26 protein-coding genes and 1 riboswitch are annotated in these 25,440 nt (G+C 47.7%); of the genes, 2 read left to right on the top strand and 24 right to left on the bottom strand.

Going from position 1 to position 25,440, the window contains the following annotated elements; all coding sequences use genetic code 11:
- Positions 1–57: 57 nt before the first annotated feature.
- From spoIIR to GC093_RS17705, 18 genes are all read right to left on the bottom strand, one after another.
- The gene (spoIIR, locus tag GC093_RS17790; protein ID WP_171653241.1) at positions 58–861 is read right to left on the bottom strand and encodes a stage II sporulation protein R; all 804 of its coding nucleotides are present in this window, start codon (positions 859–861) and stop codon (positions 58–60) included.
- Positions 862–1,228: 367 nt separating this feature from the next.
- Positions 1,229–2,278: a N5-glutamine methyltransferase family protein gene (locus GC093_RS17785; protein ID WP_171653240.1), complete on the bottom strand. Its 1,050-nt coding sequence runs from the start codon at positions 2,276–2,278 to the stop codon at positions 1,229–1,231.
- Between the two features lie 4 nt (positions 2,279–2,282).
- Positions 2,283–3,356 carry a peptide chain release factor 1 gene (prfA, locus tag GC093_RS17780; RefSeq protein WP_171653239.1) on the bottom strand — a complete coding sequence of 358 codons (1,074 nt, stop codon included), beginning with the start codon at positions 3,354–3,356 and terminating at the stop codon, positions 2,283–2,285.
- Between the two features lie 181 nt (positions 3,357–3,537).
- Positions 3,538–4,638, bottom strand: a complete 1,101-nt coding sequence (gene ychF / locus GC093_RS17775) for a redox-regulated ATPase YchF (protein WP_171653238.1) — start codon at positions 4,636–4,638, stop codon at positions 3,538–3,540.
- A gap of 394 nt (positions 4,639–5,032) precedes the next feature.
- Positions 5,033–6,049, bottom strand: a complete 1,017-nt coding sequence (dmpG, locus tag GC093_RS17770; RefSeq protein ID WP_171653237.1) for a 4-hydroxy-2-oxovalerate aldolase — start codon at positions 6,047–6,049, stop codon at positions 5,033–5,035.
- Positions 6,046–6,945 (bottom strand): acetaldehyde dehydrogenase (acetylating), encoded by a 900-nt coding sequence (locus GC093_RS17765; RefSeq protein ID WP_171653236.1) that lies wholly within the window; start codon positions 6,943–6,945, stop codon positions 6,046–6,048. The genes dmpG and GC093_RS17765 overlap by 4 nt, the downstream gene beginning before the upstream one ends.
- A 26-nt stretch (positions 6,946–6,971) precedes the next feature.
- A complete protein-coding gene (locus tag GC093_RS17760) occupies positions 6,972–8,150 on the bottom strand; it encodes a UxaA family hydrolase (RefSeq protein WP_376768661.1) in 1,179 nt (392 codons plus the stop codon).
- Positions 8,134–8,412, bottom strand: a complete 279-nt coding sequence (locus GC093_RS17755; protein ID WP_171653377.1) for a UxaA family hydrolase — start codon at positions 8,410–8,412, stop codon at positions 8,134–8,136. Before GC093_RS17755 ends, GC093_RS17760 begins: the two co-directional genes overlap by 17 nt.
- Positions 8,413–8,520: 108 nt before the next feature.
- Positions 8,521–9,486: a sugar phosphate isomerase/epimerase family protein gene (locus GC093_RS17750; RefSeq protein ID WP_171653235.1), complete on the bottom strand. Its 966-nt coding sequence runs from the start codon at positions 9,484–9,486 to the stop codon at positions 8,521–8,523.
- 38 nt (positions 9,487–9,524) lie between these two features.
- Positions 9,525–10,703, bottom strand: coding sequence for a Gfo/Idh/MocA family protein (locus tag GC093_RS17745; protein ID WP_171653234.1), 1,179 nt, complete (start codon positions 10,701–10,703; stop codon positions 9,525–9,527).
- The gene (locus tag GC093_RS17740; RefSeq protein WP_171653233.1) at positions 10,697–11,722 is read right to left on the bottom strand and encodes a Gfo/Idh/MocA family protein; all 1,026 of its coding nucleotides are present in this window, start codon (positions 11,720–11,722) and stop codon (positions 10,697–10,699) included. Before GC093_RS17740 ends, GC093_RS17745 begins: the two co-directional genes overlap by 7 nt.
- A 52-nt stretch (positions 11,723–11,774) precedes the next feature.
- Positions 11,775–13,025: a nickel pincer cofactor-dependent isomerase, group 22 gene (locus tag GC093_RS17735; RefSeq protein WP_171653232.1), complete on the bottom strand. Its 1,251-nt coding sequence runs from the start codon at positions 13,023–13,025 to the stop codon at positions 11,775–11,777.
- 19 nt (positions 13,026–13,044) lie between these two features.
- Complete coding sequence (locus GC093_RS17730; protein ID WP_171653231.1) at positions 13,045–14,037, bottom strand: PdxA family dehydrogenase; 993 nt, start codon at positions 14,035–14,037, stop codon at positions 13,045–13,047.
- Positions 14,038–14,068: 31 nt separating this feature from the next.
- Positions 14,069–15,088 (bottom strand): Gfo/Idh/MocA family protein, encoded by a 1,020-nt coding sequence (locus tag GC093_RS17725; protein WP_171653230.1) that lies wholly within the window; start codon positions 15,086–15,088, stop codon positions 14,069–14,071.
- A 42-nt stretch (positions 15,089–15,130) separates the two neighbouring features.
- A complete protein-coding gene (locus tag GC093_RS17720) occupies positions 15,131–15,961 on the bottom strand; it encodes a carbohydrate ABC transporter permease (RefSeq protein ID WP_171653229.1) in 831 nt (276 codons plus the stop codon).
- Positions 15,961–16,839: a carbohydrate ABC transporter permease gene (locus tag GC093_RS17715; RefSeq protein ID WP_171653228.1), complete on the bottom strand. Its 879-nt coding sequence runs from the start codon at positions 16,837–16,839 to the stop codon at positions 15,961–15,963. Before GC093_RS17715 ends, GC093_RS17720 begins: the two co-directional genes overlap by 1 nt.
- A 96-nt stretch (positions 16,840–16,935) precedes the next feature.
- Positions 16,936–18,222 carry an ABC transporter substrate-binding protein gene (locus GC093_RS17710; RefSeq protein ID WP_171653227.1) on the bottom strand — a complete coding sequence of 429 codons (1,287 nt, stop codon included), beginning with the start codon at positions 18,220–18,222 and terminating at the stop codon, positions 16,936–16,938.
- A 160-nt stretch (positions 18,223–18,382) separates the two neighbouring features.
- Positions 18,383–19,096, bottom strand: a complete 714-nt coding sequence (locus GC093_RS17705) for a PilZ domain-containing protein (protein ID WP_171653226.1) — start codon at positions 19,094–19,096, stop codon at positions 18,383–18,385.
- A gap of 131 nt (positions 19,097–19,227) precedes the next feature.
- A riboswitch (cyclic di-GMP riboswitch) is annotated at positions 19,228–19,319 on the bottom strand.
- Positions 19,320–19,501: 182 nt separating this feature from the next.
- On the opposite strand from GC093_RS17705, the gene GC093_RS17700 reads away from it, so the two are divergent.
- Together GC093_RS17700 and tadA are read left to right on the top strand one after the other, a co-directional pair.
- A complete protein-coding gene (locus GC093_RS17700) occupies positions 19,502–19,942 on the top strand; it encodes a thiol-disulfide oxidoreductase DCC family protein (RefSeq protein WP_171653225.1) in 441 nt (146 codons plus the stop codon).
- 229 nt (positions 19,943–20,171) lie between these two features.
- Positions 20,172–20,609 carry a tRNA adenosine(34) deaminase TadA gene (tadA, locus tag GC093_RS17695; protein ID WP_171653375.1) on the top strand — a complete coding sequence of 146 codons (438 nt, stop codon included), beginning with the start codon at positions 20,172–20,174 and terminating at the stop codon, positions 20,607–20,609.
- Positions 20,610–21,011: 402 nt separating this feature from the next.
- Here the strand turns inward: tadA and GC093_RS17690 are convergent, their stop codons facing one another.
- The 6 genes from GC093_RS17690 to rarD form a co-directional block, all read right to left on the bottom strand.
- On the bottom strand, positions 21,012–21,380 hold the full coding sequence (locus GC093_RS17690; RefSeq protein WP_171653224.1) for a hypothetical protein: 369 nt from the start codon (positions 21,378–21,380) through the stop codon (positions 21,012–21,014).
- A 57-nt stretch (positions 21,381–21,437) separates the two neighbouring features.
- Positions 21,438–22,100, bottom strand: coding sequence for a LiaF transmembrane domain-containing protein (locus GC093_RS17685; protein WP_171653223.1), 663 nt, complete (start codon positions 22,098–22,100; stop codon positions 21,438–21,440).
- Complete coding sequence (locus GC093_RS17680; protein WP_171653222.1) at positions 22,097–23,209, bottom strand: hypothetical protein; 1,113 nt, start codon at positions 23,207–23,209, stop codon at positions 22,097–22,099. Before GC093_RS17680 ends, GC093_RS17685 begins: the two co-directional genes overlap by 4 nt.
- The gene (locus GC093_RS17675) at positions 23,209–23,748 is read right to left on the bottom strand and encodes an anti-sigma factor (RefSeq protein WP_171653221.1); all 540 of its coding nucleotides are present in this window, start codon (positions 23,746–23,748) and stop codon (positions 23,209–23,211) included. The genes GC093_RS17680 and GC093_RS17675 overlap by 1 nt, the downstream gene beginning before the upstream one ends.
- On the bottom strand, positions 23,745–24,437 hold the full coding sequence (locus GC093_RS17670) for an RNA polymerase sigma factor (protein WP_246314711.1): 693 nt from the start codon (positions 24,435–24,437) through the stop codon (positions 23,745–23,747). The genes GC093_RS17675 and GC093_RS17670 overlap by 4 nt, the downstream gene beginning before the upstream one ends.
- 93 nt (positions 24,438–24,530) lie before the next feature.
- Positions 24,531–25,430, bottom strand: coding sequence for an EamA family transporter RarD (gene rarD / locus GC093_RS17665; RefSeq protein ID WP_171653220.1), 900 nt, complete (start codon positions 25,428–25,430; stop codon positions 24,531–24,533).
- Between the last annotated feature and the right edge of the window lie 10 nt (positions 25,431–25,440).

Raw genomic sequence — 25,440 nt, 5'->3', positions numbered from 1 at the left:
GACGCTTACTCGACATCGGATCTTGCATTCACTAGTCGACTTTTTGAATTCTCCCTATCAGGCAAACAAAGAACCTAGTTTTTTCAACATGTCCCAAAGGAAGAAACGGATCTCCGGCTGCTCAGCTGACGCCTGTGTTCCATTAGCAGTTTGAACTTGACCGTCTTTCCCGCTTACTTTGGCAGTTCCCTCGGGTTTCTTCTTATCTGCAGCACCATCTGCTGCCTGTGCTTTATTTCCCTTATCCGTTTGCATTTTTTTATCCTGCGATGGACTATTTTCTTTATTAACAGAAGCATCGGGCTCTGCATTTGCAACATTCGTTTTCTTAACAATTACTTCTGAATTCACAAAGCACAACGGCGGGAACAACACGCACCACCAATTTTGCCCCTCAGCCGTTCCGATAGATACTCGAAGAGCCTCATAATCGCCTGCAGGGTATATTTGATTGCCGTACATTTTGGCAGGAAAAGGAACAACTCCTAGCTCCGCCTCGTACGTGTAGGAAAATCCATTCTGTCGCAGCGTCTCTCCTACCAATTCGTTTAACTCCGGCAAATGCTTACGGACTATCGTTCTCGCTTCCTCTATACCTTGAGGCTCTCCAACCCATTCATTCATCTGCCTAACGATAGCATCGCGCACCTCGCGCTTAATCCATTGATCGGCAGGCGAATCGGAATTAGCTAAAATACGCAAGCGAATCGATTCCTGTGGTATAGCTTCGCCGGAGCTTTCTTTATTTACAGTCGAAGCAAGCACTACGCCCTGCTCACGGTTCGCTTCCCAACAAGTAATTAATAGTATAAGTGCAAAAATAATATAAACATAACGTTTCCACGAAGTCCGTTTCACCATGGTTAAGCCGCCTCTCCCGCATCGCTGCTTCTCGATTTCATAGTCCTAGTATGGTCCTATGCGAGAGAGTTTAAACCTAGTAATCTATTAAATTTGATAGTTAATAGTATTCAACAGCAAAGCCCTGTACTTAATGAAAAAGCGATAGGCCATGTGAGTTCATCGCCGCAAATAACGGGAAAATCCCCAGCAAATTCAGCTCCTCACGGCCTATCCCCCTATAAACGCTACCGAAGATGGAGCTTTTCCAGTTAGTCTGCTTATGGAGGAAGTGATGGGCTAATTAGCTGGAGAAATTCCAGGCAAACTATTTGCTACTGATTTGGGGAACACTAGTTTTGGCTATGAAGCTAATAAGTTAATAGATTTACTTGCTGTAACGAACAGCAATAACATGACGCTCAATACCAGCCAAATCCGGTACGATCCGGACTTCATCCCATTCTGCGACATCGCTGAGCAGCTTCGCCACCGCTTGGGCTTGACCAAGACCAACCTCAAGCCCCACCAGCGCCGGCATCACCGCCAGCTCTTTGAGCTGCGCAGCCAACCGCCGGTACAGCACAAGCCCGTCCGCCCCGCCATACAGCGCGGTGCGAGGCTCATGCAGCCGTACCTCGGGCTGCAGCCCAGCTTCATCCGCCTCCGGAATGTACGGCGGATTGGATACCACTGCATCGAGTCTCAAGCCGCGCTCGATATAAGGCATGAGCAAGTCACCTTCTATGAAGGTGACCCGCTCACTAACCCCATGGCGCTCCGCGTTCGCTTCAGCTACCGCCAGCGCAGCTGGCGAGATGTCAGAGCTCACGATGCACCACCGCGGGCACTGCATGGCAAGGCTCACCGCGATTGCCCCGCTTCCTGCGCCGATGTCCGCAATCAGCGGCCCCACTCCTGCTTCCCGCTCCTGCTCTGGTTCGCCACAGTCTTGTCCGATTCCCGATTGATCCGTCGCTCGCCTCGCTTCGAGTCCTGCTTCACCGCTCTCATTCGCTCCCGACGTGACCTCTAAACTCTCTGCCCCCGCTCCACTCGCTCGGCTCTCTGCTTCCGCTCCCGGCCACAGCTGTTTCCCAAGCAGCACCACCTGCTCAACCAGCAGCTCCGTCTCCGGCCGAGGGATCAGAACCGCTGGATTCACTGTAAAAGGAAGACCATAAAACTCCTGCTCCCCGATAATATATTGGACCGGCTCCCCAGACGCTTTACGCTCCAGCAGCTCCTGCCACAGCTCCAATTGTTCTACGGGGAACATTTCCTGCCAGCGCAAAAGCAGCTCACTGCGCGTATAGCCAAGCACATGCTGAAGGAGCAAATCCGCGCAGTTAGCCGCTTCCTGCACTTGATGCCCCAGCAAAAAAGAAGAAGCCTCAACATAGGCTTCACGTATCGTCAACTGCTGTTCAGCGGTCATCGGTTTATTCTTGATCTCCTTTATCCATCAAATCCGATTGCGCAGCAATCGTAAGTGCGGAAACAATCTCTCCCATATCGCCGTTCAAAACTGCATCCAAACGGTGCAGCGTCAGCCCTATCCTGTGATCCGTTACTCGGCTTTGCGGGAAGTTGTACGTCCGAATTCGTTCGCTTCGGTCGCCCGTACCCACCTTGCTTTTCCGATCACCAGCATATTTGGACATTTCCTCCTGCTGGAACTTATCAAAAATCCGTGCCCGAAGCACCTGCAGCGCTTTGTCCTTATTAGAGTTTTGCGATTTGCCATCCTGACAGGTAGCAACAATCCCCGTAGGCACATGTGTTACACGAACTGCTGATTTAGTCGTGTTAACCGACTGCCCACCTGCTCCACTGGAACAGAATGTATCCACGCGAATATCGCTATCGTGAATTTCAATATCGAACTCTTCCATCTCCGGCATTACTGCAACCGTGGAGGTTGAAGTATGAATCCGGCCTCCCGATTCCGTTGTAGGAATTCGTTGTACCCGATGCGCGCCGCTTTCGTATTTCAGCTTACTGTACGCGCCTTTTCCGTTAACCATAAAAATAATCTCTTTAAAACCACCCAAATCATTCATGTTAACATCCATGATTTCGGTCCGCCAGCCTTGTACATCAGCATATTTGGTATACATCCGGTAAAGGTCAGAGGCGAACAAAGCAGCTTCATCTCCGCCTGCCGCGCCGCGAATTTCCACGATCACGTTCTTGTCATCATTCGGATCCTTCGGCAGCATTAAAACATTAATAAGAGCCTCAAGCTCTTCCTTACGCTGAGAAAGCTCATCGAGCTCCATTTTAACTAGCTCGCGCATTTCATCGTCCAACTTCTCATTTTGCATAGCCCGTGCCGCATCATGCTGCTCCACAACGCTCTTATATTCCGTGTAAGCTTCATAGGATTCCTGCAAATCCGATTGCTCCTTGGAATATTCCCGAAGCTTCTTCGTATCGCTTGTAACATCGGGATCGCAAAGAAGCTCGCTTAATTTATCATAGCGATCAGCCAGTGATTGTAATCTGTCTAACACAATAATTCACCCCTTGTACTGAAATTTGTTTAATCACATCTCGCCGAGAAAGGCCGAGGCACCACCTGCGGGAATCGTGCCGACCCTGCCGGAGCATCTCCGCCCTACACTTGTAACTGCTTGCTTATGATTAAATCGTCCGCTCACTTACCTGTACTTTTATTTTTATCCGATTGCAACGCTAAACGTTGAATCGGAAATGCATGACATCGCCATCTTTTACAACGTATTCTTTACCTTCCAAACGAACCTGACCCTTTTCCTTCGCCGCGTTCATGGACCCCGCATTAACCAAGTCATCGTAGGCAACCACTTCCGCGCGGATAAAGCCACGTTCAAAATCAGTATGAATAACTCCAGCAGCTTGAGGCGCTTTCGTACCCATGCGAATTGTCCATGCACGAACCTCCTGCACGCCTGCAGTAAAGTAGGTGTACAATCCAAGCAGCTTATATGCCGCTTTTATCAGACGATTCAAACCGGATTCCTGCAAGCCAAGCTCCTCGAGGAACATTGCTTTATCTTCGCCTTCCAGCTCAGCTATCTCCGACTCCACCTTCGCACTGATTGGCACTACTTCCGCACCCTCTAGAGCCGCGTACTCACGCACCTTCTGCACAAACGGATTATCATCGGCAGATGCCACTTCTTCTTCGCTTACATTGGCCGCATACAGCATCGGCTTCATGGTCAACAGATGCAGATCGCGGATCAGCAGCTTCTCATCTTCGCTCATTTCAACGCTGCGCGCTGGCTTGTCGTTATACAAAGCGTCTTTTATGCGCTCAAGGCACTCGACTTCCGCCGCATACTTCTTGTCGCCGCCCTTCATGTTTTTACGGGAACGGTCAATCCGCTTCTCAACAGACTCCACATCAGCCAAAATAAGCTCCAGGTTGATCGTCTCAATATCACTAAGTGGGTTAACCCCGCCGGATACATGCGTAATATTCTCATCTTGAAAACACCGAACAACATGCACGATAGCGTCTACTTCTCTAATATGGGCAAGAAACTTGTTACCAAGCCCTTCCCCCTTGCTCGCGCCCTTAACAATACCTGCAATATCAATGAACTCAAATGCAGTAGGTACTACACTTTTCGGAACTACAAGCTCAGTTAGCTTAACAAGTCGCTCGTCCGGAACCTCTACTACACCTACATTCGGATCTATCGTGCAAAAAGGGTAGTTCGCCGACTCGGCGCCCGCTTGCGTAATCGCATTAAATAAAGTGGATTTTCCCACGTTCGGCAAACCCACGATCCCTGCTTTTAAAGCCATGTATAGGACAACTCCTTAGTAATCATTATTAAACATTCCTAAATAGACATTATATCGCAAAAACAGGCCCGTTGTCACCTTAATGTCTATTTTTCACAACATTTACAAATCATTGTACCGTACATCCATCTGTCGCCCTTTTATAGGTTATGCAAAAAAACGTATATCGCACGCGGCTATCTATCCAAAGTACAGGAAAATTTGTTATATCTATGATAACCATTCTTCTGCTTCGTCAAGCACTCCTCTCTACTTGCAATCCATATCTTTGTCTTCCGCGCCACAGGAAAATAAAACAAACCACGACAAAAAAACCGTTCCTTCCCTGGCCAAGACGGTACGAGGGACGAGAAACGATCTTTTTGGGGATCAAACCAGCTCAATCCCTGCTTGTTTATTTTTGTTTCGCCAACTCGGCGGCAACGTCGACAATCATATCTTCTTGGCCACCGACCGCTTTACGGCGTCCGAGCTCAATTAGAATGTTGCGCGGATCGACGCCAAATCGTTTTCCAGCTCGCTCTGCGTGAAGCAGAAAGCTGGAATAAACGCCGGCAAAGCCCATTGCCAAGCTGCCTTTATTAACCTCCGGTACGCGGTGCATAATCGGGGCGACGATGTCTTCGGCGAGATCCATCATTTTAAACAAATCAATGCCAAGATCGACACCGCGCCGCTCGAGCACTGCGAGCAATGCCTCCGTTTGCGTATTGCCTGAACCTGCGCCAAGGCACCTGACGCTGCTGTCGATTCGGGTGGCTCCTTCTTGAATAGCAATAAGCGTATTCGCCACGGCTAGCGAAAGATTGTTATGAGCATGAAAGCCGATTTCGCAGGAGACGGCATTGCGCAGTGCGCGAACGCGCTCTTGGACTTGTTCAGGCAGCAAAGTGCCGGCCGAGTCGGTTACATAAACAGCCTGAGCGCCGTAGCTCTCCATCAGCTTCGCTTGCTCCACCAACACATCGACAGGCGCGGAATGCGCCATCATCAAAAAGCCAAGCGCCTCCATGCCAAGCTCACGGGCAACTTGAAGGTGCTGTGCCGATACGTCCGCTTCCGTGACGTGCGTCGCTACTCGCACCAGCTTGGCCCCTAGCGAATGTGCCTGCTTCAGCTCATGTACGGTGCCGATGCCAGGGATGAGCAGCACAGCGACTTTCGACTGCTTGCACTGCTCCACCGCGGCTTCTATCAGCTTCATCTCGTCGACGAGTGACCGACCGTACTGAAGTGTAGAGCCGCCTAATCCATCGCCGTGGCTGACCTCAATATAATGCATACCCGCATCGTCCAGTGCGCGGGTCACTTCGCGAACCTGCTCCACCGTAAATTGGTGGGCGACAGCATGGCTGCCGTCCCTGAGACATACTTCCGTTATACGTACCGGTACAGTACTAGTTGGAATCACTTCGCATTCACTCCTTCCCCGTTGGATGCCAATGAGAGCTTATGCCGCGCGAATTGCTCTCCGATCCGCACTGCGGCAGCGGTCATGATATCGAGATTGCCCGCATACGGCTCGAAATAATCGCCGGCTCCTTCAACCTCCAGGAGAATCGTTACCTTTTCTTCATCGAATAAAACATCCTGCTTCAGCCGGTAACCCGGCACATATTGCTTCACTTGATTTACCATGTTGTGTACAGCTTGGGTAATCGCGTCCTGATTCATATTCCGTACTTCGCAGTACACCGTATTTCTCATCATAATCGGCGGGTTTGCCGGATTTAATATAATCAGAGCCTTTCCGCAATCCGCGCCCCCTACTTCCTCCAAGCCGCGACGGGTCGTTGTCGTAAATTCGTCGATGTTCGCCCGGGTGCCGGGTCCGGCGCTTCTGCTGGAAATAGTGGCAACAATTTCTGCATAAGCCACATCTGCCACCTGATTAATCGCATACACGATCGGAATCGTCGCTTGGCCGCCGCATGTGATCATATTAACGTTCGGAGCGTCCAAATGATCCATAAAATTAACGGCAGGACTCAAAAATGGCCCGCGGGCGGCTGGGGTCAGGTCAATCGCCATTTTGCCTAATTCCTTTAAAACCTTTGCATGCCGCACATGCGCTTTGGCGGAAGTCGCATCAAATACAATATCGGCTATGCTCGGATTTTCGACTACAGCCTGAATTCCGTTAGCGAAGGTCGCATACCCTCTGGAAGCGGCTCTTTTCAAGCCGTCCGATTCTGGATCAATGCCAATAACGGCGGTCAGCTCCAGAAAGTCGCTGCGCTCCAGCTTGTACATTAAATCTGTACCTATATTTCCTGAGCCCAATATGGCTGCTTTAATCTTATTCATGTACACCCTCCTTTTTGCAGCAATCTTTAGAACGTAGGGCCGATCCGATTAATTCCGAAGTCGTATTGCTTCAATATTTCCGCTTTCGTCATTTTACCGGTCGCTACCTGCAGTACTTCGTCGTAAATGCGCTGTCCTACGTCCTGCACCGATTCCTTGCCTTCAATGATTGTTCCCGCGTTCATGTCCATGTTGTCAGACATATTTTCGAACATCCGGGTATTGGTCGCAATTTTGATAACCGGAGCGATCGGTGATCCTGTCGGCGTTCCGCGTCCGCTAGTAAACAACACAACCTGCGCCCCACCCGCAACCATGCCGGTGAGCTGCTCGATGTCTTGCCCAGGCGTGTCCATCCAGACTAAACCTTTCTTCGTCGGATTTTCCGCGTAATTGATCAGCTCCTGCAGAGGACGGGAGCCTGCTTTCGCCGCCGCTCCGAGCGATTTTTCCTCGAGCGAGCTTAACCCGCCTTTAATGTTGCCTGGAGTCGGATTGCCGGTGCGGATGTCGACCCCCATGAAAATAGCTTTCTGCTCCATCGCTTCAATAACCTCATAAACACGCTTGGCTACCTTGTCGTCTACCGCACGGTCCGCAAGCAAATGCTCCGCACCGATAATTTCCGACGTTTCCGCCAAAATCGCCGTACCGCCACCATCTACGATCATATCGCTGACAACGCCAACCGCGGGGTTCGCCGACAGACCGGAGCAGGCGTCCGAACCGCCGCATTCCGTAGCGACGATCAATTCGCTGATATCGCACTCTTCCCGGCGCTGCATCGATGCGTCCTGCACCATTCGTGCCGCTACTTGCGCACCTTTGGCAATCGTCATTAATGTACCGCCATGGTCCTGAATCGAAACAAGCTCAACCGGCTTTCCTGTCCGTTTGGCAATTTCATTTGCCACGCTCCGCCCTTGATGCGTTTCGCAGCCAAGACCAAGCACAACGACTCCATACACGTTCGGATTACATCCGATGCCGACATATGTGCGGAATGTTTGATCGTAGTCGACGCCAACCTGAGCGCAGCCATGCTGGTGAACAAATGATACCGTCCCCTGCACGAGCTCCGTGATGCGCATAGCGGATTGCGTAGCGCAAACGATCGTAGGTAAAATCAATACATGATTACGTACACCAACAGCCCCGTCTTTACGGCGATATCCCCAAAATTTCGTGTTAAGCTCCAACTTGATCACCTCTGCCTCTTTTTCCGTCTAAGTTATGAACGTGCACATGCTCACCCAGCTTGATGATGCGATTTGCCATACCGATCACTTCACCGTATTTGAGAATATCCTCCCTTTCGGCAATCGGCCTGACTGCAAACTTATGGCCAAATGGGATCGGCTCCAGCAAAGCAACGCTTAAGCTGACACCCTCAACCAGCAGCTTCACATCAATGCCTGCCGGAATATCTTCTAAAGCTGTAGCGACGTTATCCATCTTTTTCATCATGATGGCCCGGTACGCGTTGTCTGAAGTCGTCAATTTATTACCCTCCTGAACTAAATGCCCTGAATGGAATGAATTCTCCCCCGGGGCAGTTGTATGTTTAGCGGCTATTTATCTGGCCCAATACATTTCTCCCGAATCCTCGGTGATCAACACGTCTTTTAAAAAGTGAACTGCTTTGCTGAATCCTTCCTGCGTCGACATCAGACCATCCTCGTGCTCGATACTGATGGCACCGTCATAGCCTACCGTGCGTAACGCGCTGACGATTTCTTTCCACAATTCCGCCCCGTGGCCGTATCCGACTGTCCGGAACGCCCATGAACGGTTCGCGATATCTCGGTATGATTTGGTATCCAGCACGCCGTTCAGCTCGTTATTATGCTTGTAAATCGACGTATCTTTAGCGTGAAAATGATAAATGCGGCTACCCAGATGCAAGATCGATAGCACCGGATCCATGCCTTGCCAGAACAGATGACTCGGATCGAAATTCACTCCGACATTATCCCCTGCAGCCTCGCAAAGCCTGACCGCCGTCTCCGTATTGTAAACAACGAAACCCGGATGAGGCTCTACCGCGATTTTAATGCCATGCTCTCTGGCGAATTGCCCCATCTTCTCCCAATAAGGAATCACCTTCTGCTCCCACTGCCAGGTTAATGTTTCCAGAAAGTCGGTAGGCCAAGGACATGTAATCCAGACGGAACGCTGCGATGTTTCGGATTCACCGGGACAACCTGAAAAATTGACTACCGTGTCCACACCGAGCTCCTTAGCTAAGAGAATCGAGTTGATAAAGTCCTCATGATGCTCCTGCGCGATAGCCGAATTCGGATGCAGCGGATTGCCATGACAGCTTAATGCGCTGATCGTAAGCCGGTTCTGCTCGACCGCGCGTTTGATTTTATCGATCTCCTGCTGATTTCCAAGCACTTCCTTCGGCTTCAAATGATGGTTGCCTACATAGCCGCCCGTAGCGATCTCCACGGATTGGATGCCCTGACTGGCTACATGCGCCAGTGCGTCTTCCAACGAACGGGTACGGAATAATTTTAAAAATACGCCTAATTGCACAGCTCTCACTCTCCCCTATCACTATTTGCTTTACGATGCTAAAGCTCGCTCACCTTCACCCACCTGCGTTCGGCTACGGACAGCTCCACGGCTTCCAGCACTTGCTGGCATTTAACACCCTCCGAGAAATTCGGCTCCGGTTGACGGTCCTCGTGAATGGCCTGCATCAATTCCAGCATCTCATGCACAAACGTATGCTCGTAGCCGATCGTATGACCCGGAGGCCACCATGCATCCATGTAAGCATGAGCAGGATCGGTTGCCAGCACCCTACGAAAGCCTTGAACGTCGGCGGCATCGTCCGTAAAATAAACCTCCAGCTCGTTTAACCGTTCAAAATCGAATTTAATGCTGCCTTTGCTGCCGTTGATTTCGAAAGCGTTCATACAGCGGTGGCCTGCCGCAAATCGGCTCGCCTCGAAGCTGCCCAAAGCGCCATTCGCAAATCGCGCCAAAAACAATGTCGCATCGTCAACATCAACCGTCCCTCTAGGGGCGTTTGCGCTTCCTTTTGCACTTAAGCCGGTCATCGAGGCTGGCATCGGCCGATCCTTGATGAAGGTCTCGCTCATCCCCACCACTTCTGTCATATCGCCTACCAAATAGTGTGCCAAATCAATCAGATGAGCGCCCAAATCGCCGTGCGAACCGGACCCCGCAACATCCTTCTGCAATCTCCACACCAAAGGGAATTCCGGATCGATAATCCAATCCTGTAAAAACCATGCGCGGAAATGATAAATGGTACCCAGTCTGCCTTCACGAATGATTTTTTTGGCTAATTGAACGGCAGGGGCAAAGCGATAATTAAAGCCAACCATATGTTTAATTCCGGCTTCTTCCGCTGCTTTCAGCATTTCACGGGAATCGGCCAAGTTTAACGCCAATGGCTTTTCACAAAAAATATGCTTGCCAGCCTTGGCTGCGGCAATCGCAATTTCTTTATGCGCGTTACTCGGAGCATTAATATCGACAAGATCGATGTCATCGTCGCTGAGCAGCTCACGCCAATCCGTAACACAGCCTCCCCAGCCAAATTGCTTTGCAGCTTGCTCGACACCGTCCCGATCTCTACCGCAAATCAGCTTCATGACCGGCGCTGCGGGGACATTAGGAAAAAACATGTTTACCCGGCTGTAAGCATTGCTGTGCGCTTTACCCATAAATTTATATCCGACCATGCCGACGTTAACGTGTTTTTTATTTATTTCTACCATTGGGCACCGTTCACTTTATAAAAATCATCCAGCTTCACTTTTTGCTGCTGCTCTGTCGATTGAATCGCTGCACACGTAAGCGCAAAGCTTCTAATGTTATCTGTAATGGAAGTGAGTGGAGCTGTATTCGTGCGAATCGATTGAACAAAGTTATGAAGCGAAGACATTCTGTCGCCATACTCCGCTTCGTCCAGCTCCACGACAGCAGGCTCAGTACTCTCGCCTTCCTTCCAGATCAAGATTTGGTCATCGATCATTTCGATAGCGCCTTGATCGCCGCACACTCGGATGTTCCCGTTCCACGTTGTTTCTCTCCCCCGGTTGACCCAGCTGCCGAAATAATTAACGCGTACATCGTCTTCGAATTGAATCATCGCTCCAGCCGTCGGATTTCCGTTAAACCAGCTCCAATGCGGCTTGAAGCTTTGCGCGTACACTTCCATAGGCTCTTTGCCTAGTACGTATCTCATAATGTCAAAATGATGCAAGGACATGTCTTCCAGCAATATCTCATTCATCTCGTTACGCCATCCGCCTACGTTGATCGCCTTTCTGAAATCATATTCCATGTATCCCACACGGCCGACTGCTTCTTCCCGCAGCAATCTTCTTAGCGTTTGGATGCACGGTCTCCAACGATAGTTTTGGCTGATCATGACATGTTTGTCGTATTTCTTACTCTCCTCATACAGCTCGACAGCTTCATCGAACGTATGCGTCAAAGGCTTCTCCAGCACAACATGCAAGCCGACCTGCAGTGCCTCCATCGCGATTTTTTTATGTGTTTGGGGAGGTGTCACGATCAGCGCCATATCCGCTTTCACCGCTTGAACGGCACTTTCCAAACCGCTAAACAATCGGGAGTCCGGCAGGTTGGTAATCGACTTCGCTGTGGCGAGATTATCCGGTACGACATCAACGACAGCCACCAATTCCACTTGTTCGTATTCACACAGTACCTTCATCCACGATTGTCCGAACCTTCCGGCTCCAATTTGTATGACCCGAATTTTATCCATTATTATGCCTCCTGCGCGCTTTCAACTAAATTGCCAATTCAATCTATTTAAACTATTTAAAAAATCCGTGTGCATCAAACTGCATTTCCTTTAACTCGCCAACGACTTCGACATGGTCCAACGAATCGATTTCGGGAAGCAGCGCTTCCGATACATACAGATGCTCCAAATGCAGCGTATTGGATATGCGCATCACGCGAGCCTGCTCAGGATTGATCCCCCAACTGCATCGTAGTGCTGTACTCATCGCTTCCCGGTCGTTTTCCAAGATGATCGGAATCATCGCACGGTGAAGAAATGTGCTCGTGATGACATTTTCATTTGTTTTAACATAATCAATTTTTTCAAATAGCCTGCGGGTCGTTAAATCGGCAAGGCCGATACCGAGCGCGTTGCCTCCGCATTCGTCGCTCAAGTCTCCGGCAATGACGTATTTGATGATCGGGGACTCCGGTTCTTCAACTCCCGAGATACGCATTCTGCCTATGATGTTCGTATCCATGCCGGTTCCGCTGAAATTTTTGCCGATTTGGTCAACATGCAGCACATCCAGTCGATCGACAGGCAGCTTAGGCATTAACGATGCGGAAAACTTAAGAATTTCGCGTTCCCGCTCTTCGATCCGATCCGTAGGGATAGCCTCAATCTTCGCCGTATGCTCATAAGCGTTTTCGACGATTGCAAGTCCGCATAGGATGTTTGCCTTTTGCAGCACGACACGCGCTACCTCCGGCATAAAATCACGGATACCTTCCACGCCGTAATTGTGAATGGCAAGCGCCTGCTTATGTTTGCCAAGGCCAATCGCCGACATTTTCATAATCCCACTTTCGATGCCGATAGGAGATTTAAAGTCCGTATGGACCTTCACCCGTCCGATCAAAATAATGCCATCCCCTTCAGAAGCATGACGATCCACATAAACGGGAATGCCCCGCTCCGTTTCCCCGATCTGCACGACTTCCATTGACGAAAGAATCGGCGCGCCGCAGTAAGCTTCAGTGACTCCCAAACTTGAGAGCACCTTTACTTGACCTTCCGCCGTCGCCCCGCCGTGGCTGCCCATAGCGGGGATGATGAACGGATCGGCGCCAAGCGATTTTAACTTCGACACCGTTGCTTTAATGATCGTGGCAATATTGGCTATACCCCGGCTTCCAGCGGTTAAGGCGATTCTCATACCAGGAAACACCTTCGCCTCCAGACCGATAAGAGACAGCTGTTTCCAAACTTCATCTTCGATATCTTCAACCGTTGGTCCGGTAAAATGCTGTCTGACCTGAACCATCCGTGGCAGTTTCATGCTGAAGGCCCCTTTCGGATCAATATCCCGCTAATTTAACAGCCAATTTCATTGCATGCTCCATCGCGCCCGGGTTAGCCTGTCCTTGACCGGCTATATCAAAAGCGGTTCCGTGTGCTGGCGTCGTAATAACAACAGGCAGCCCTCCGCTGACGGTAACGCCTTTGTTAAAACCGAGCAGCTTCATCCCCGTCTGCGCTTGGTCATGGTACATACTAACCAAGCTATCAAAAGGCTGTTTATTTAACCGTAAAAAGATCGTGTCCGCCGGATAAGGCCCTTCCACATTAATGCCTTGCATCTGAGCTTCCTTAATCGCCGGTGTAATTTCTTCGATTTCTTCCATTCCAAGCAGACCGCTGTCGCCAGCATGCGGATTTAGAGCGGCTACGACAATGCGCGGATTTTCAAAGCCTACCTTCGTTAAAGTATCGTGAGCAAATCGGATGATGCGGCCGACACGTTCTTTTTTAACGAAGTCGCTGACCTGCTTCAGCGGTATGTGGGACGTTACTCGAGTAAACCACAGATCGTCCATTACATTAATTTCGCTAAAGCCTTCCTTGCAGTTTAGAAGCGATGCGAAGAAGTGCAGCTCATCCTGGAAATGATAGCCGCCGTTGTGTAATGCTCCCTTGTTGATCGGTGCAAAGACGAAGCCGTCCAAATGCTTATCTTGTGCCAGCTTGACGACGTACTCCAGCGTTTCACCGGTCGCTTTGCCTGATACGCTGGATAACTGACCTAGTGTATATTCATCCGGGGACAAATTTTTCAAATCGATAAAATAGACGTCGTCCACATTGTCGATTTGCTCCGTGCTTTCAATTTTGCGATAAGGGACGACTTCACCTGTTATAGATTGCCCTTGGCCAAAAACCCGTTCGTCGCCAATAATGACCCATGTTGCCAGCTTGCGAATGTCAGCCAATTGCAGCGCCTTGACGGCTAATTCCGAGCCGATGCCCGTTGCATCCCCTAAAGTTAAACCAAGAACCGGTTTTGTTTTCATCGTTTTCAAGCTCCTTTATACTAGTTTCAATTTATACCCGTACGATTTGCCCGGTTTCCGCCGATTTCAGTGCCGCAAGAATGACCTTGAGCGATTTCAACCCTTCTTCTCCGGAAATGGAAGGTTTAGTGTCCGACGATATATGCCCGACAAATTCGCGAACGATGCCGCTATCATTCTGCTTTTCGTTTGTAGCGACTTTCCCCATCTGGTGAAGCGTTCTTTCGCCGTTATTATGATCAACAATGACGTTGTAGGCGGTGTCTTCGATCAGCCGCAAAATGCCATTTTCACAATAGAATGTGGTGCTGTTGTCTTCCTTCGCCTTGTAAGTCCAGCTGGCTGCCAGCGTGCCGATCACGCCGCTCTCGGTTTTGAGCACGCACACCGCGTTGTCGTCAACGTCGGTGTTTTGCTTGTGCAGTGTGCCAACAAATCCGCCGACCTCAGTAATTTCCTCACCAAGTAAATACCGGAGCAGGTCTGCCTTGTGTACGCCGAGGTCGCCCATAGCGCCGATAAAGGCATACTCTTTTTTGAAAAACCAGCCTTCCGCGCCTTCGATGCTCCATGTCTCTGGACCACCGTGGCCGAACGCGGTGCGGAATGTAAGAATACGTCCGAGGGCGCCGCTTGCCAAAATTTCTTTTGCTTTTTTGTGAGGCAGCATAAGTCGCTGATTATGTCCGATCATGAGCCATTTGCCGGCTTTCTCCGCAGCTGCAATCATCGCTTCCCCTTCCTCAACCGATACCGCCATCGGCTTTTCGCACAATACGTGCTTACCCGCCTCCAATGCGGCAATGCTGATTGGAGCATGCAGCGCATTAGGCGTACACACACTCACGGCGTCCAAGCCCTCGTGCCGTAACAGCTCGTGGTAATCCGTATAGGCGACAGCTCCGTACAGGGTTGCCATTTCGTTTACTCTATCTTCATTCGGGTCGCAGACAGCCGTAATTTCCACATTCGGAAGCAGGGCATATTCCGGCAAATGTCTTTTTCTCGCAATCGAACCGCAGCCGATTACACCTATTTTCAAAGCAGTCATGTGGGTTGCCTCCATCTGTTTTTATCTATTCAGCCTTACTCCTTACCCTTTTACAGCCCCGGCCGTAATGCCTTGAATAATGTACCTTTGCATCATTAAGAAAAAAGCAATAACCGGAATGATCGCCATCGTCAAAGCCGCCAGCGCCAGATTCCATTGGTTCGCATATTCCCCGAAATAAACGTAGGTCGCGAGAGGAATGGTTCGGTTCGCTTTAGACGTCAGCATAATAAACGGCAGAAGGAAGTCATTCCAGATCCATAATGTATGCAATATAGCAATCGTCGTCGTAATCGGGGCGAGCAGCGGCAGTAAAATCCGGAAGTACACGCCGACCGTCCCGCAGCCGTCAATCGTAGCCGCTTCTTCCAATTCAACGGGAATTCCTTTCACGAAGCCATGATATAAAAACAAAGCGAGCGGTACACCGAACCCGAGATACATGATAATCATGCCGTGCAGTGAGTTAATCAGATGGAAGTCTTTTGCCACCTTTACAAGCGGGATCATCATCGTTTGAAATGGAATAACCAGAGACGATAAGATGATCATAAAAATGATGTTGCTCCATATCCCCGGATTGCGCACGAGCTGATAAGCGGCTGCCGAACTAATCAGTAATATGCCGACGACGCTGCCTACCGTAATAATGAGCGAGTTCATAAAGACACCCGGAAATTGAATTTGACTCCAAACTGTCGTGAAATTGCTGAACTGCCAGACGTCTGGCAGTGAAGATGTTGAAGCGAGCACCTCGTCATACCTCTTAAAGGCATTGATGAAGGTCAAATACAGCGGAACAAAAAATAGAATGCCAAACATAATCATCACTAGCTCAATAACGAACTTACCGGTATCGTAACGATCTTTCATTACATTTCCACCTCCTTGCGCTTCAGCAAGAACACTTGAATGACTGTAACCGTGGCCAATACGAGGAAAAACACAACGGACTTGGCCGATGCATACGTATATTCATTTTTCGTAAAAGCATCCAAATATATATGCAGCGCAAGCGATTCCGTCGATCCGAATGGTCCGCCGTGGGTCAGCACAAAGTTCAAATCGAATACTTTAAAGCCATGAGAGATGGCAAGGAACAAACAAACGGTAATCGCCGGCATAATCAGCGGAATAATAACGGCCCTCAGTCTGTGCCAACGGTTGGCGCCATCGATTTGCGCCGCTTCCAATAAATCACTTGGAATACCTTGAAGCGCCGCAAGATAAATAATCATCAAATACCCTGCATAGTGCCATACGTTCACCAGAACAAGCGCCCAGAACGCATAATCCGGCAAGCTAAGCCAGTTTTTCTCAAAAATCGAAATGCCCGTTATACTGGCGATTTGCGGAAAGCCCCGCGTAATAATAAACTGCCAAATAAAACCAATGATGAGCGATCCGATAACATGGGGTAAAAAGAAGACAGTTCTTAGCGCGTTTTTCGTCTTGAGCGCCATATTGAGCACAAATGCTAGGGCAAACCCAACCAAATTGACTAAAATCGTACTGACCACAACGTATTTAATCGTAAACACAAATGATTTTATATGATCCGCGTCATGCAGCAGACGCTTGTAGTTACTTAATCCAGCCCACTTGATATCACGGCTGATTCCGTTCCAATCCTGGAACGAGAAGATGATGGCCCTAAAAAAAGGCAACATGATAAACAGGGCGAAAAAAAGGACAGCCGGAGAAACGAAGGCGATATATATCCATATTTTTCTTGTTTTGCTTCGTGACATGTCGGTACTCCTTTCTTATCGTTACAGACAATCAGCCAATACACCGTTTCCGGAACAGTCGGGAAGCGACGCATTGGCTGATCCATTAAATGGCAATTATTTTTTTACAGCGTTATTCCACATTTTTTGTACTTCTTCGAGCGCTTGGTCTTTATTCAGCTGGCCGCCTACGTAAGCTTGCAGCGGTTTAGTGAATTGTGCATCCATTCCAGCCGGCCATAGCAAGTAGGACCATGGAATCGTCTGTTTTTTCTCCAAATAAACATTCATATCAGCAGCCAGTGGTCCTAGTTCGTTCGTTGCTTTCAAATCTGTGAAGCCCGGAATGAAATGCATTTGATCAACTAGATATTTCTGACCGTTTTTGTGCAGCCAAATGAGGAATTTCTTTGCTTCCTCTACTTGCTTGGAGTCTTTGTTGATGACATAGTAAGCCGGGATGCCTACCGGAAGCTTCGTATCGCTCGGATTGTCGGTAAGCGGAACCGCGAACAACCCAATGTTCAGATTCGGATTGACCTTTTTGATCAAATCGATTGTCCAAACCCCTTGCTGCATCATCGCCGTTTTACCAGATGAAAAGTCCGCAACCTGATTATCGTAGCTGACGCCTACCGATTCGACACCTTTACCATATTTGACCGTCATATCGAGCACTTCAAAAAAGTTTTTCATTAAAGGAACATCTTGTACCTTAGCCGTTCCGCTGCTAATTTTGGCGATCATTTCCGTTGAATCCGGCATATAGGCGAACGGCAAATTAAACAAGTTGCGGCCTAATATGAAATTTTCTTTATAGCCTTCCGCATAAGACGCAATTCCCGCTGCTTTTAGCTTCTCATTTGCCTGCCTCAGCTCGGTGATCGTCACAGGAATCTTGTCAATGCCTGCTTTCTTGAACAGGTCCTTATTGTAAACAAATCCGTATCCCTCCATCGCAGAAGGGAAGCCTAGTTTTTTCCCTTTCACTGTCATGCCCGGCAATGCCGATGGATCTACTTTGCTCATCCAAGGCTCGTTCGACATATCAAGCAGCCTGTCGCTCCAATCTTGAACGCCGCTGTGGCTTTTGGCGAAAAAGATATCCGGCTCGTCCCCGGAAGCAAATCTTGTTTTTAGCATCGTATCCAAATCACGTACAACTTGAGCATCAATCGTGACATTCGGATTTTCCTTGGTGTAATCGGCTGCCATCTGCTTGACTTGCTCGGTAACCTCTACTTTATTTTGAATCAGCTTTAACGTAACTTTCGGCGCATCTTTCCCACCTTGCGGCGCTGGTGCTGGCGCGTTTGATTTGGGCGCTTCCTGCCCCCCGGCACAACCTGCCAGGATGGAAACCGTCAATACCGCCACGCTCGCCATCGACATCCACTTTTTCATTTACGACTCCTCCTAAAGTGTTTGTAATTGTTGCTATACCTGTATTGTAGATAATTAAACCGCTTTCACATATGGAATATCTTCGCTTAAAAAGGGAATTATTTAATCTCATGATTAAAAACAAAAAAAACCGCCCTTAAGCGGATATACTTACTACTCTCTATTTGAACGCTCTCTTAAGTTCCCTCAATTCCTTCTCTTTAAAATACGACTCCACTTGCATTTTCAACACAAATGCACGTATGGAGGTGACTCTCTCTATTTCCATATCCACGTATCTGGCTCCATAATAATAACCCTCAAATAAACTTTCTCGCCGGATGATTTCAGCAACGATGGGCAGTTTAAATCCCAGATCCAACTCTGCTTCAATTACAGATGCACTACCAAGGTCAAATCCCTCGTCGCTTAAGACGAATCCAATTCCGCTGACGCTTATATTTTGGACTGTTAAGCCTATGGTATCCGTTAGTTTTTGCTTTTCATCTAGATGAAGCCAAGATACCGCATGCAAGGAGCCCTTTTGGTTAACCCGAACTCTCGGACTCTCCCGCTTCTCCACAAACCGATTTTGGTTCAGCGGTGGGTTAATGATGATCAAAGCCCCCTGATGCTTGGCCACAACTGAGGATAAGAACGTATAAATGCCGCCAGGGGAGTAAACCGTAATTTTCACAGAGTCTCCAAGATTAAAAACCTTGTATTCCGGTATTTCCACCTCGATTATGTCGCCTTCAGCATAAGTAAGAAGTCCAGTTGAAACAAAACCATCTTTTTCAACAACAGTCCGGCTATGGAGCAATATTCCTGCAGGACTCTTGTATTTCTCGTCTTTATAATCATAGTTTGAGCTTGCAGCTGCTGCTTTAGTCATCTATTCATCACTCCCGCCGATTATTTTATCTATGTTACAATTGAAATCATAGGATCAACATTTCTATTCAATCTTAAAAGACTGCCCCTCCGTGGGGAAACAGCCTCAGCACACCGTTGTATGATAAAATAATCGGCGGCTAGGCTATCATAGTCCTTAAGTAGCGGACCTTAGACCCTAAGCTTTGCGTCCTTGCTTTTCAGCAAGTTTGCCTTGGACGATCTAGTCAAAAAGCACCATTACGTGTTAGGTAAGTTGACCTAAAGGTTTCATATCTTTATTATACGCTCTTTGAGCAATAACAATCAATAATCTACTTCGTTATTTAAGTTACATTCATCTATTAAATTACAGTAAACCATGGAGAATATTGGCGAAAACCCAATCATCAAAGAAGGTGATCTCATGATCGAAAAAAAAATCCGTAAATGCGAGTATTCTGATACTAACAGCTACTCTATTGTTCTTTTTGATGGCGTATGTCGATTTTGTAACGGTTGGGTGCAATTTCTGATTCGGCAAGATAAAGCCGATGCTTTTCGGTTCTCTCCTATTCAATCCGACTATGCGCAATCCCTACTCGATTCAAACAGCTCGGCAGTTGCTGGAATTGATTCTGTTATTTTGGTTGAAAAAGGGGTTGTTTATACTCATTCCTCGGCTGTTCTGCACATATTCAAACGCTTGGGCCGCGGATGGACGCTCTTGTATTTGTTTATTATTATACCCAGACCGCTGCGTGACATTGTATACCGATGGATTGCGAAGCATCGCTACAAGCTGTTCGGTAAGTATGACAGCTGTATGATTCCAACCGAGAACGCAAAACGCAAATTTATCGGTTAGCAGCAAGTCTGGTGCTGGAGTCCTTTAACGATATCCCCAGATGGGGATATCTAATGGTATAAACCAAGGGCTTTTGCTCATTTATCCCCAGAGCATTATAATGAAATGTGAACAATATTCGCGTTATCCACAATGTTATCCACAGCATGTTAACAAAACGAATACTTGTTCGTTTTCTATCCCATTATTGGAACAAAAGAGGTGTACCTTGCAGGAATATATTCCTTATATGAATGAAGCCATCGCCGAAGCACGGAAAGCGGAAGCTCTGCTGGAAGTGCCTATCGGTGCAGTAGTCGTTTGGAACCAACAAATTATTGGACGCGGCCATAATCTTCGTGAAACAACCATGGATCCGCTGGCTCATGCCGAGCTTATTGCTATTAAACAGGCAAGCGATTACCTACAAGCTTGGCGTTTACTAGACTGTCAGCTGTATGTGACGCTGGAACCCTGCCCGATGTGCGCTGGAGCGATAGTTCAATCGCGAATTCCGCAGGTGATCTACGGCACGACTGACCCAAAAGCGGGCTGTGCGGGGACGCTGATGAATCTGCTTCAAGAGGAGCGCTTCAATCACAGAGTGGATGTAATCAGCGGCGTGCTCCAAGAGGAATGCAGCTCGATGCTAACGCAGTTTTTTCGCAAACTTCGGGGGAAATCATAAAAAGCAATAGCATGAGCAACCGATTAGTTGCCACCTTGACACAAAAAAGCGAACACCCCAGGGTGCCGCTTAAGGACCGAATGTTCCATCCCCTTTGAGGGGTAGGACGCAACTAAAAATGTTGGCTTTGGGGCTCAGCTTCAAAATCAGTGCTTGACGCCTCCTCTGATCATCAGCCTGCATCAATTCCTGCAAACCTGCAGTTTTTTTCTGCCGATATATGCTATTGAGAGGAAATAACTACGAAAGTGCAGCCATTTCCATTCAAAAGGCTCCAGTCTCAGCTAAGAATCAAAAAGAGATGCACTTTTGCATGAATTTACGAAGACTGCGATAAACCAGCTAAAAGGCTGTATAGATGCAGTTTTTTTTGGGGTAGGCAATTTAGCTACATAGAAGAGACTATTCCTTTTTCCTGACACTAATAGTCTCCTCTTTACCATTCCATTTGATAATAAGCTTAAAATTGTCTTCATTTACATACGGCGTATCCATGGTAGAACTCCCGCTTATTTTCAGATTTGCCGAAGAGTTTTTATTCTCTCCATTGTTTTTAAAATTTTCACTATCCACAAAAGAATAACTAAGGTTGTTAATCTTTTGACTTTTTTCACCGGTATATTGTATTAGGAATGATTTCTCATTAGCTGACTGGTCAACGGAACAGGTGACGCTCCAGGTATCGCTTTTACCCTTAAACTCTATAGGACTGGAGCACCCCATCAACCCCAAAAGGCTTGCTATTATCACACCTACTATGAACTTTCTCATAGGTATGTCCTCCTTAGTTTTCTGGATTATAAACCCTGCGCTTTTCCGCTTGCTCGCTTATTCAATCATCTGGTTATTTGCTCCGCGTACCTCAATCTGCACATCCTGCGGGAGAACTACGGTAGCCGTCATCCACGGGTAAAAGGAATCGAAGCCTCTTCTCTCCGGCAAACGTTTCACCTGCACATACATCGTATCCCCGATAGTACGTACAGCTACGAACTGCTCCTTCTCCAAGGGCTGGCTCTGCTCTCCCTGCTTAACACGGCTTCGGTATGTACCAAACACTTGAACCGACCGCTCCTGCGACTTATCCACTTTTACAGATTGATCCTGCGATTGTACGATAACCTTTTTCACTCCATCAGCTACCGTTTCTTTCACGGCAGGCAGATCTTTAGTTTCATCAATCGCCCCCATCATCGACCTCACTTCACCTAATAATCCAACCGAAGCCAGCATAGTGAACCCAAGACAGCCGATACAAAGTACACCTACGAACAAAATGCTCATCATATCGTAGGAGACGATGCTGTTTTCTTTTTTCGAAAAGGATAAATAGAGTACGATCTCCAAACCTAGTAATACAAAAATAATCGGCCACCAGGTAATAAAAGCATCAAAAGCCTGCAGCCCCTTCCACTGAGAAATAAACAAGACAGCCCCCAGCAGCACCAAAGTTATTCCCATCGAGAGCGTACCAACGCGCCACTTTTTCATCCTTCATCCTTCTTTCTTTTACTTCCTAAAAGCAGTCGTATACCGCCCCCTATGAGGATGACCGAAACGATGAATGTTTGGAAATATTGGTGGAATAGCATCGAAATGCGTTCTTTCGGAAATAATCGATCAAGCGCACTTAGCACAACCTCATCCGTTATATAGTAGAGACCTAAGCCGAGCAAAACGATTCCAACCCATTTTTGATGATTAATCAACCAATCTACAAACGGAGTGTCCTTCAGCTCTTCCTCTCGGTCTTTCCTTGAAATTTGCTGCAGGGCATCGAAGAAGCTGTAGAACCACAGAATGGGAATCAAAAATAAGAAAAAGGAGAGTCTCAGCACATCCATAATGTAGATGCAGAACAGGAAGGCAGCCATCAGCTGCAAGCCTCTTTTTTGTAAGCCAAGGTACATGTGCCCCGCTCCGGGAACAACAGATAAGAAGGTAGCGATCATCTTATTTTTTTTGCCGTCCTCGCGGTTTTCTTGAAAGTCCTCAAAGATCGTTCGATCCGTTAGCGCTTCTCCCCGCTGCTTACGATTTAACTGCTGAATGCAGTCGAATAAGCAATAAATCCATATGATAGGCAACACTCCGAAGAAAACTAAAAATCCTTCTTGGCGCGTCAGCATGGCGACAAAGAATATCATCACAGCCGATCCGAAAAAAGCGATCATAAAGGTCAAGCCCCGTTGCATTAAGCCCAGCTGTAAATGACCAAGACCAGGTATAAACGACAGCAATACGGTAAAAACCCTTTCGCTGTCTCCGCTGCGATGATACGGTTCATAAGGCCCTGCCTCCCGTGGATGTGAAGTCGACTGTGATGCGAACTCAGCCGCAGGCTCCCGCCTTTTTACAAGTCCGAACACCATATCAATCAGATTAATCACGGCCATGGCAAAAGCTATAAACAACAGGAAAATTACAAAAGGCTCCATACGATTTATTTTGCCTGATATCCCTATCAAAAACACCAGCGCTAAAGGTCCGAAAAATCCGGCTCCATATAGGAAAGCTTTGATCTTGCGGTTCAAATACAGATGACCTAAGCCTGGAATAAAGGATAACAACAGTGCTGTTATCGGGTTCTTGGGTTGCATTAACGGGCCCCTCCTTTTGCTTGTTTAGGTTGAATGGAATCTAACATGACAATTGTTTTTTCCATGATTTTATATGAAACGGATGTGCGCTCATTTACTTTGGGTGTTTCTCCTTGCGCCTGACTCTGATCCATAGCTTCTGCTGCTGTTTCCAAGTGCCCTATACGTTCCGTCAAGGACTGAAAGGCGCCTGAGCCCATCAAAATGATAGTAATAGCAGCGGCAACCGTATAGTGAAACAGGGGATGCCTTGTAAATGCCGGTGTCCTGCGGACTGTACTGGATTTAATCAATTCCAGCGGAATGGAAGCAGGGGATGCCATTGATTCTTCCCGGCTTATCCGACCCATTACAGCTTCGGCGAATTCAGCATCAGCTTGAAGCATTGGATACGAATCAGCAGCACATTCCAAGCTTTGCATATACAATTCAAGACATGAATCACACGAGCTGAGATGCGTTTCATAAGCTAAACTCTCCTCTTCTGAGAGCCGTTCCCCTGCATATAGATCCCATTGCTCTAACGTATAATGTTTCATCCCCATTCTTCCTCCTTCCAATGTCTGCGAATCCATTGCTTGGCACGATACAGCTTAGACTCTACGGTTTTCAGAGTTACTCCTTGCTCCGCCGCTATCTCTAAATAGCTTTTTTCCTCAATATAGTAAGCAACTACAACTTCACGGTAATTTGCAGGGATATCGTCTAAATATTGCCTGAGCTGCTGCTTTCTCTGCTTATCGAATACTTCCTCTTCCACGGTATGGATTCCGTCAGCCGGAAGAAGCTCCTCAATATCTGGAGTCAGCTGCTCCCGCTTCCGCTCCAGCGCCCGTTTATGATCAATCGCTTTGTTAACAGCGATACGAGTCATCCAGGTTTTCAAACCCTGATGCTGGTACTGGGGGAGCGACGCATAGATTTTCAGCAGCGCTTCCTGTGTTACATCCTCGGCATCTTTCGTTGACCGCAACACCGAGAAAACGGCATGAAACAAATAAGAATTGTACTTTTCCATCAGCAAGCGGAACACTTGCTTATCGCCGGCGATAATTCGTTCGATCCACTCTGATTCCTCTGTAATCGTCCTCCCCCTCCTCTCCGTAACAATAGACGAACCACCCACGTACAAACACTGCACTTTATGAAAAAAAAGTTTATTATCAAAAAAAGCCCGGCTTCTATTAAGAAGGCCCGGCTTTTGACGGATATAGGTTGTTAGCTGCATTTTTTCAAAATGCCACTACGTTATAACTGTTGCCTGGCGCACATTTTTTTACGGTGTAAACGTTCGTTCCAGAGCATCTTGAATGGTTCTAATCTACATCGAAACTTTTGCCGCTTGCAGTTGTTTAGCCGCTTTCGACTTTTTAAAAGTCACATAGGAATACAGGATTAACGCACCCCAAATAAACGAAAAGCTTATCAGCTGTCCCTCTGTAAAGGGTTCGTGGAAAACAAAAATGGCCAAGAGCAAGCTAGTTGTAGGAGCAATGTATTGAATAAACCCTACCATTGATAGAGGTAGCCGTTTAGCCGCTTGGGCAAACCAGAATAAAGGCAACGCGGTAGCCGCGCCGGATAGCAAGAGAAGAATAACGGAGCTGCCTGATAATGAAGAAAACGTACTTGTTCCCTGAGCCTGAATAAAAAGTAAATAAAGAAGTGCAATAGGACTTACAATAAGCGTTTCCCACGTAAGCCCTAATAAGACGTCTAAATTGGCTATTTTCTTAGCAAGCCCGTACAAAGCGAAAGAAATAGCTAAAAACACGGCTATCCACGGGATGTGTCCGTATTGTATCGCCATAATTAAAACACCAGCACCCGCAAGTCCAATAGCAATCCATTGTCCTGCCCCCAGTCTTTCCTTTAGAAACATCACGGCGAACACAACGCTAATAAGCGGGTTCATATAGTAACCCAAGCTCGTTTCAATTACATGGCCGTTATTAACAGCCCAAATGAACAGAAACCAATTGATACTAATGAAAATAGAGCAAAGTAAAACCGCGGCTTTGCTTTTTTTACTAGAAATCACGCCTTTTAGTTGCTTCCACTTCTTGGCTACGGTAACGAGAACAGCTACAAAAACAAATGACCATACGATGCGGTGCGATAAAATTTCCCATGCCGGCATCGTTTCAAAGAGACGCCAGTATAACGGCAGCAGTCCCCAGGATAAGTAAGATAAGATGCCAAAGATGATTCCCTGTTTCATAATGTATGAC

The organism is Paenibacillus foliorum, from assembly GCF_013141765.1.
GTDB classification, from domain to species: Bacteria; Bacillota; Bacilli; order Paenibacillales; family NBRC-103111; genus Paenibacillus_S; species Paenibacillus_S foliorum.
This window is presented reverse-complemented; position numbering and strand designations above follow the sequence as displayed.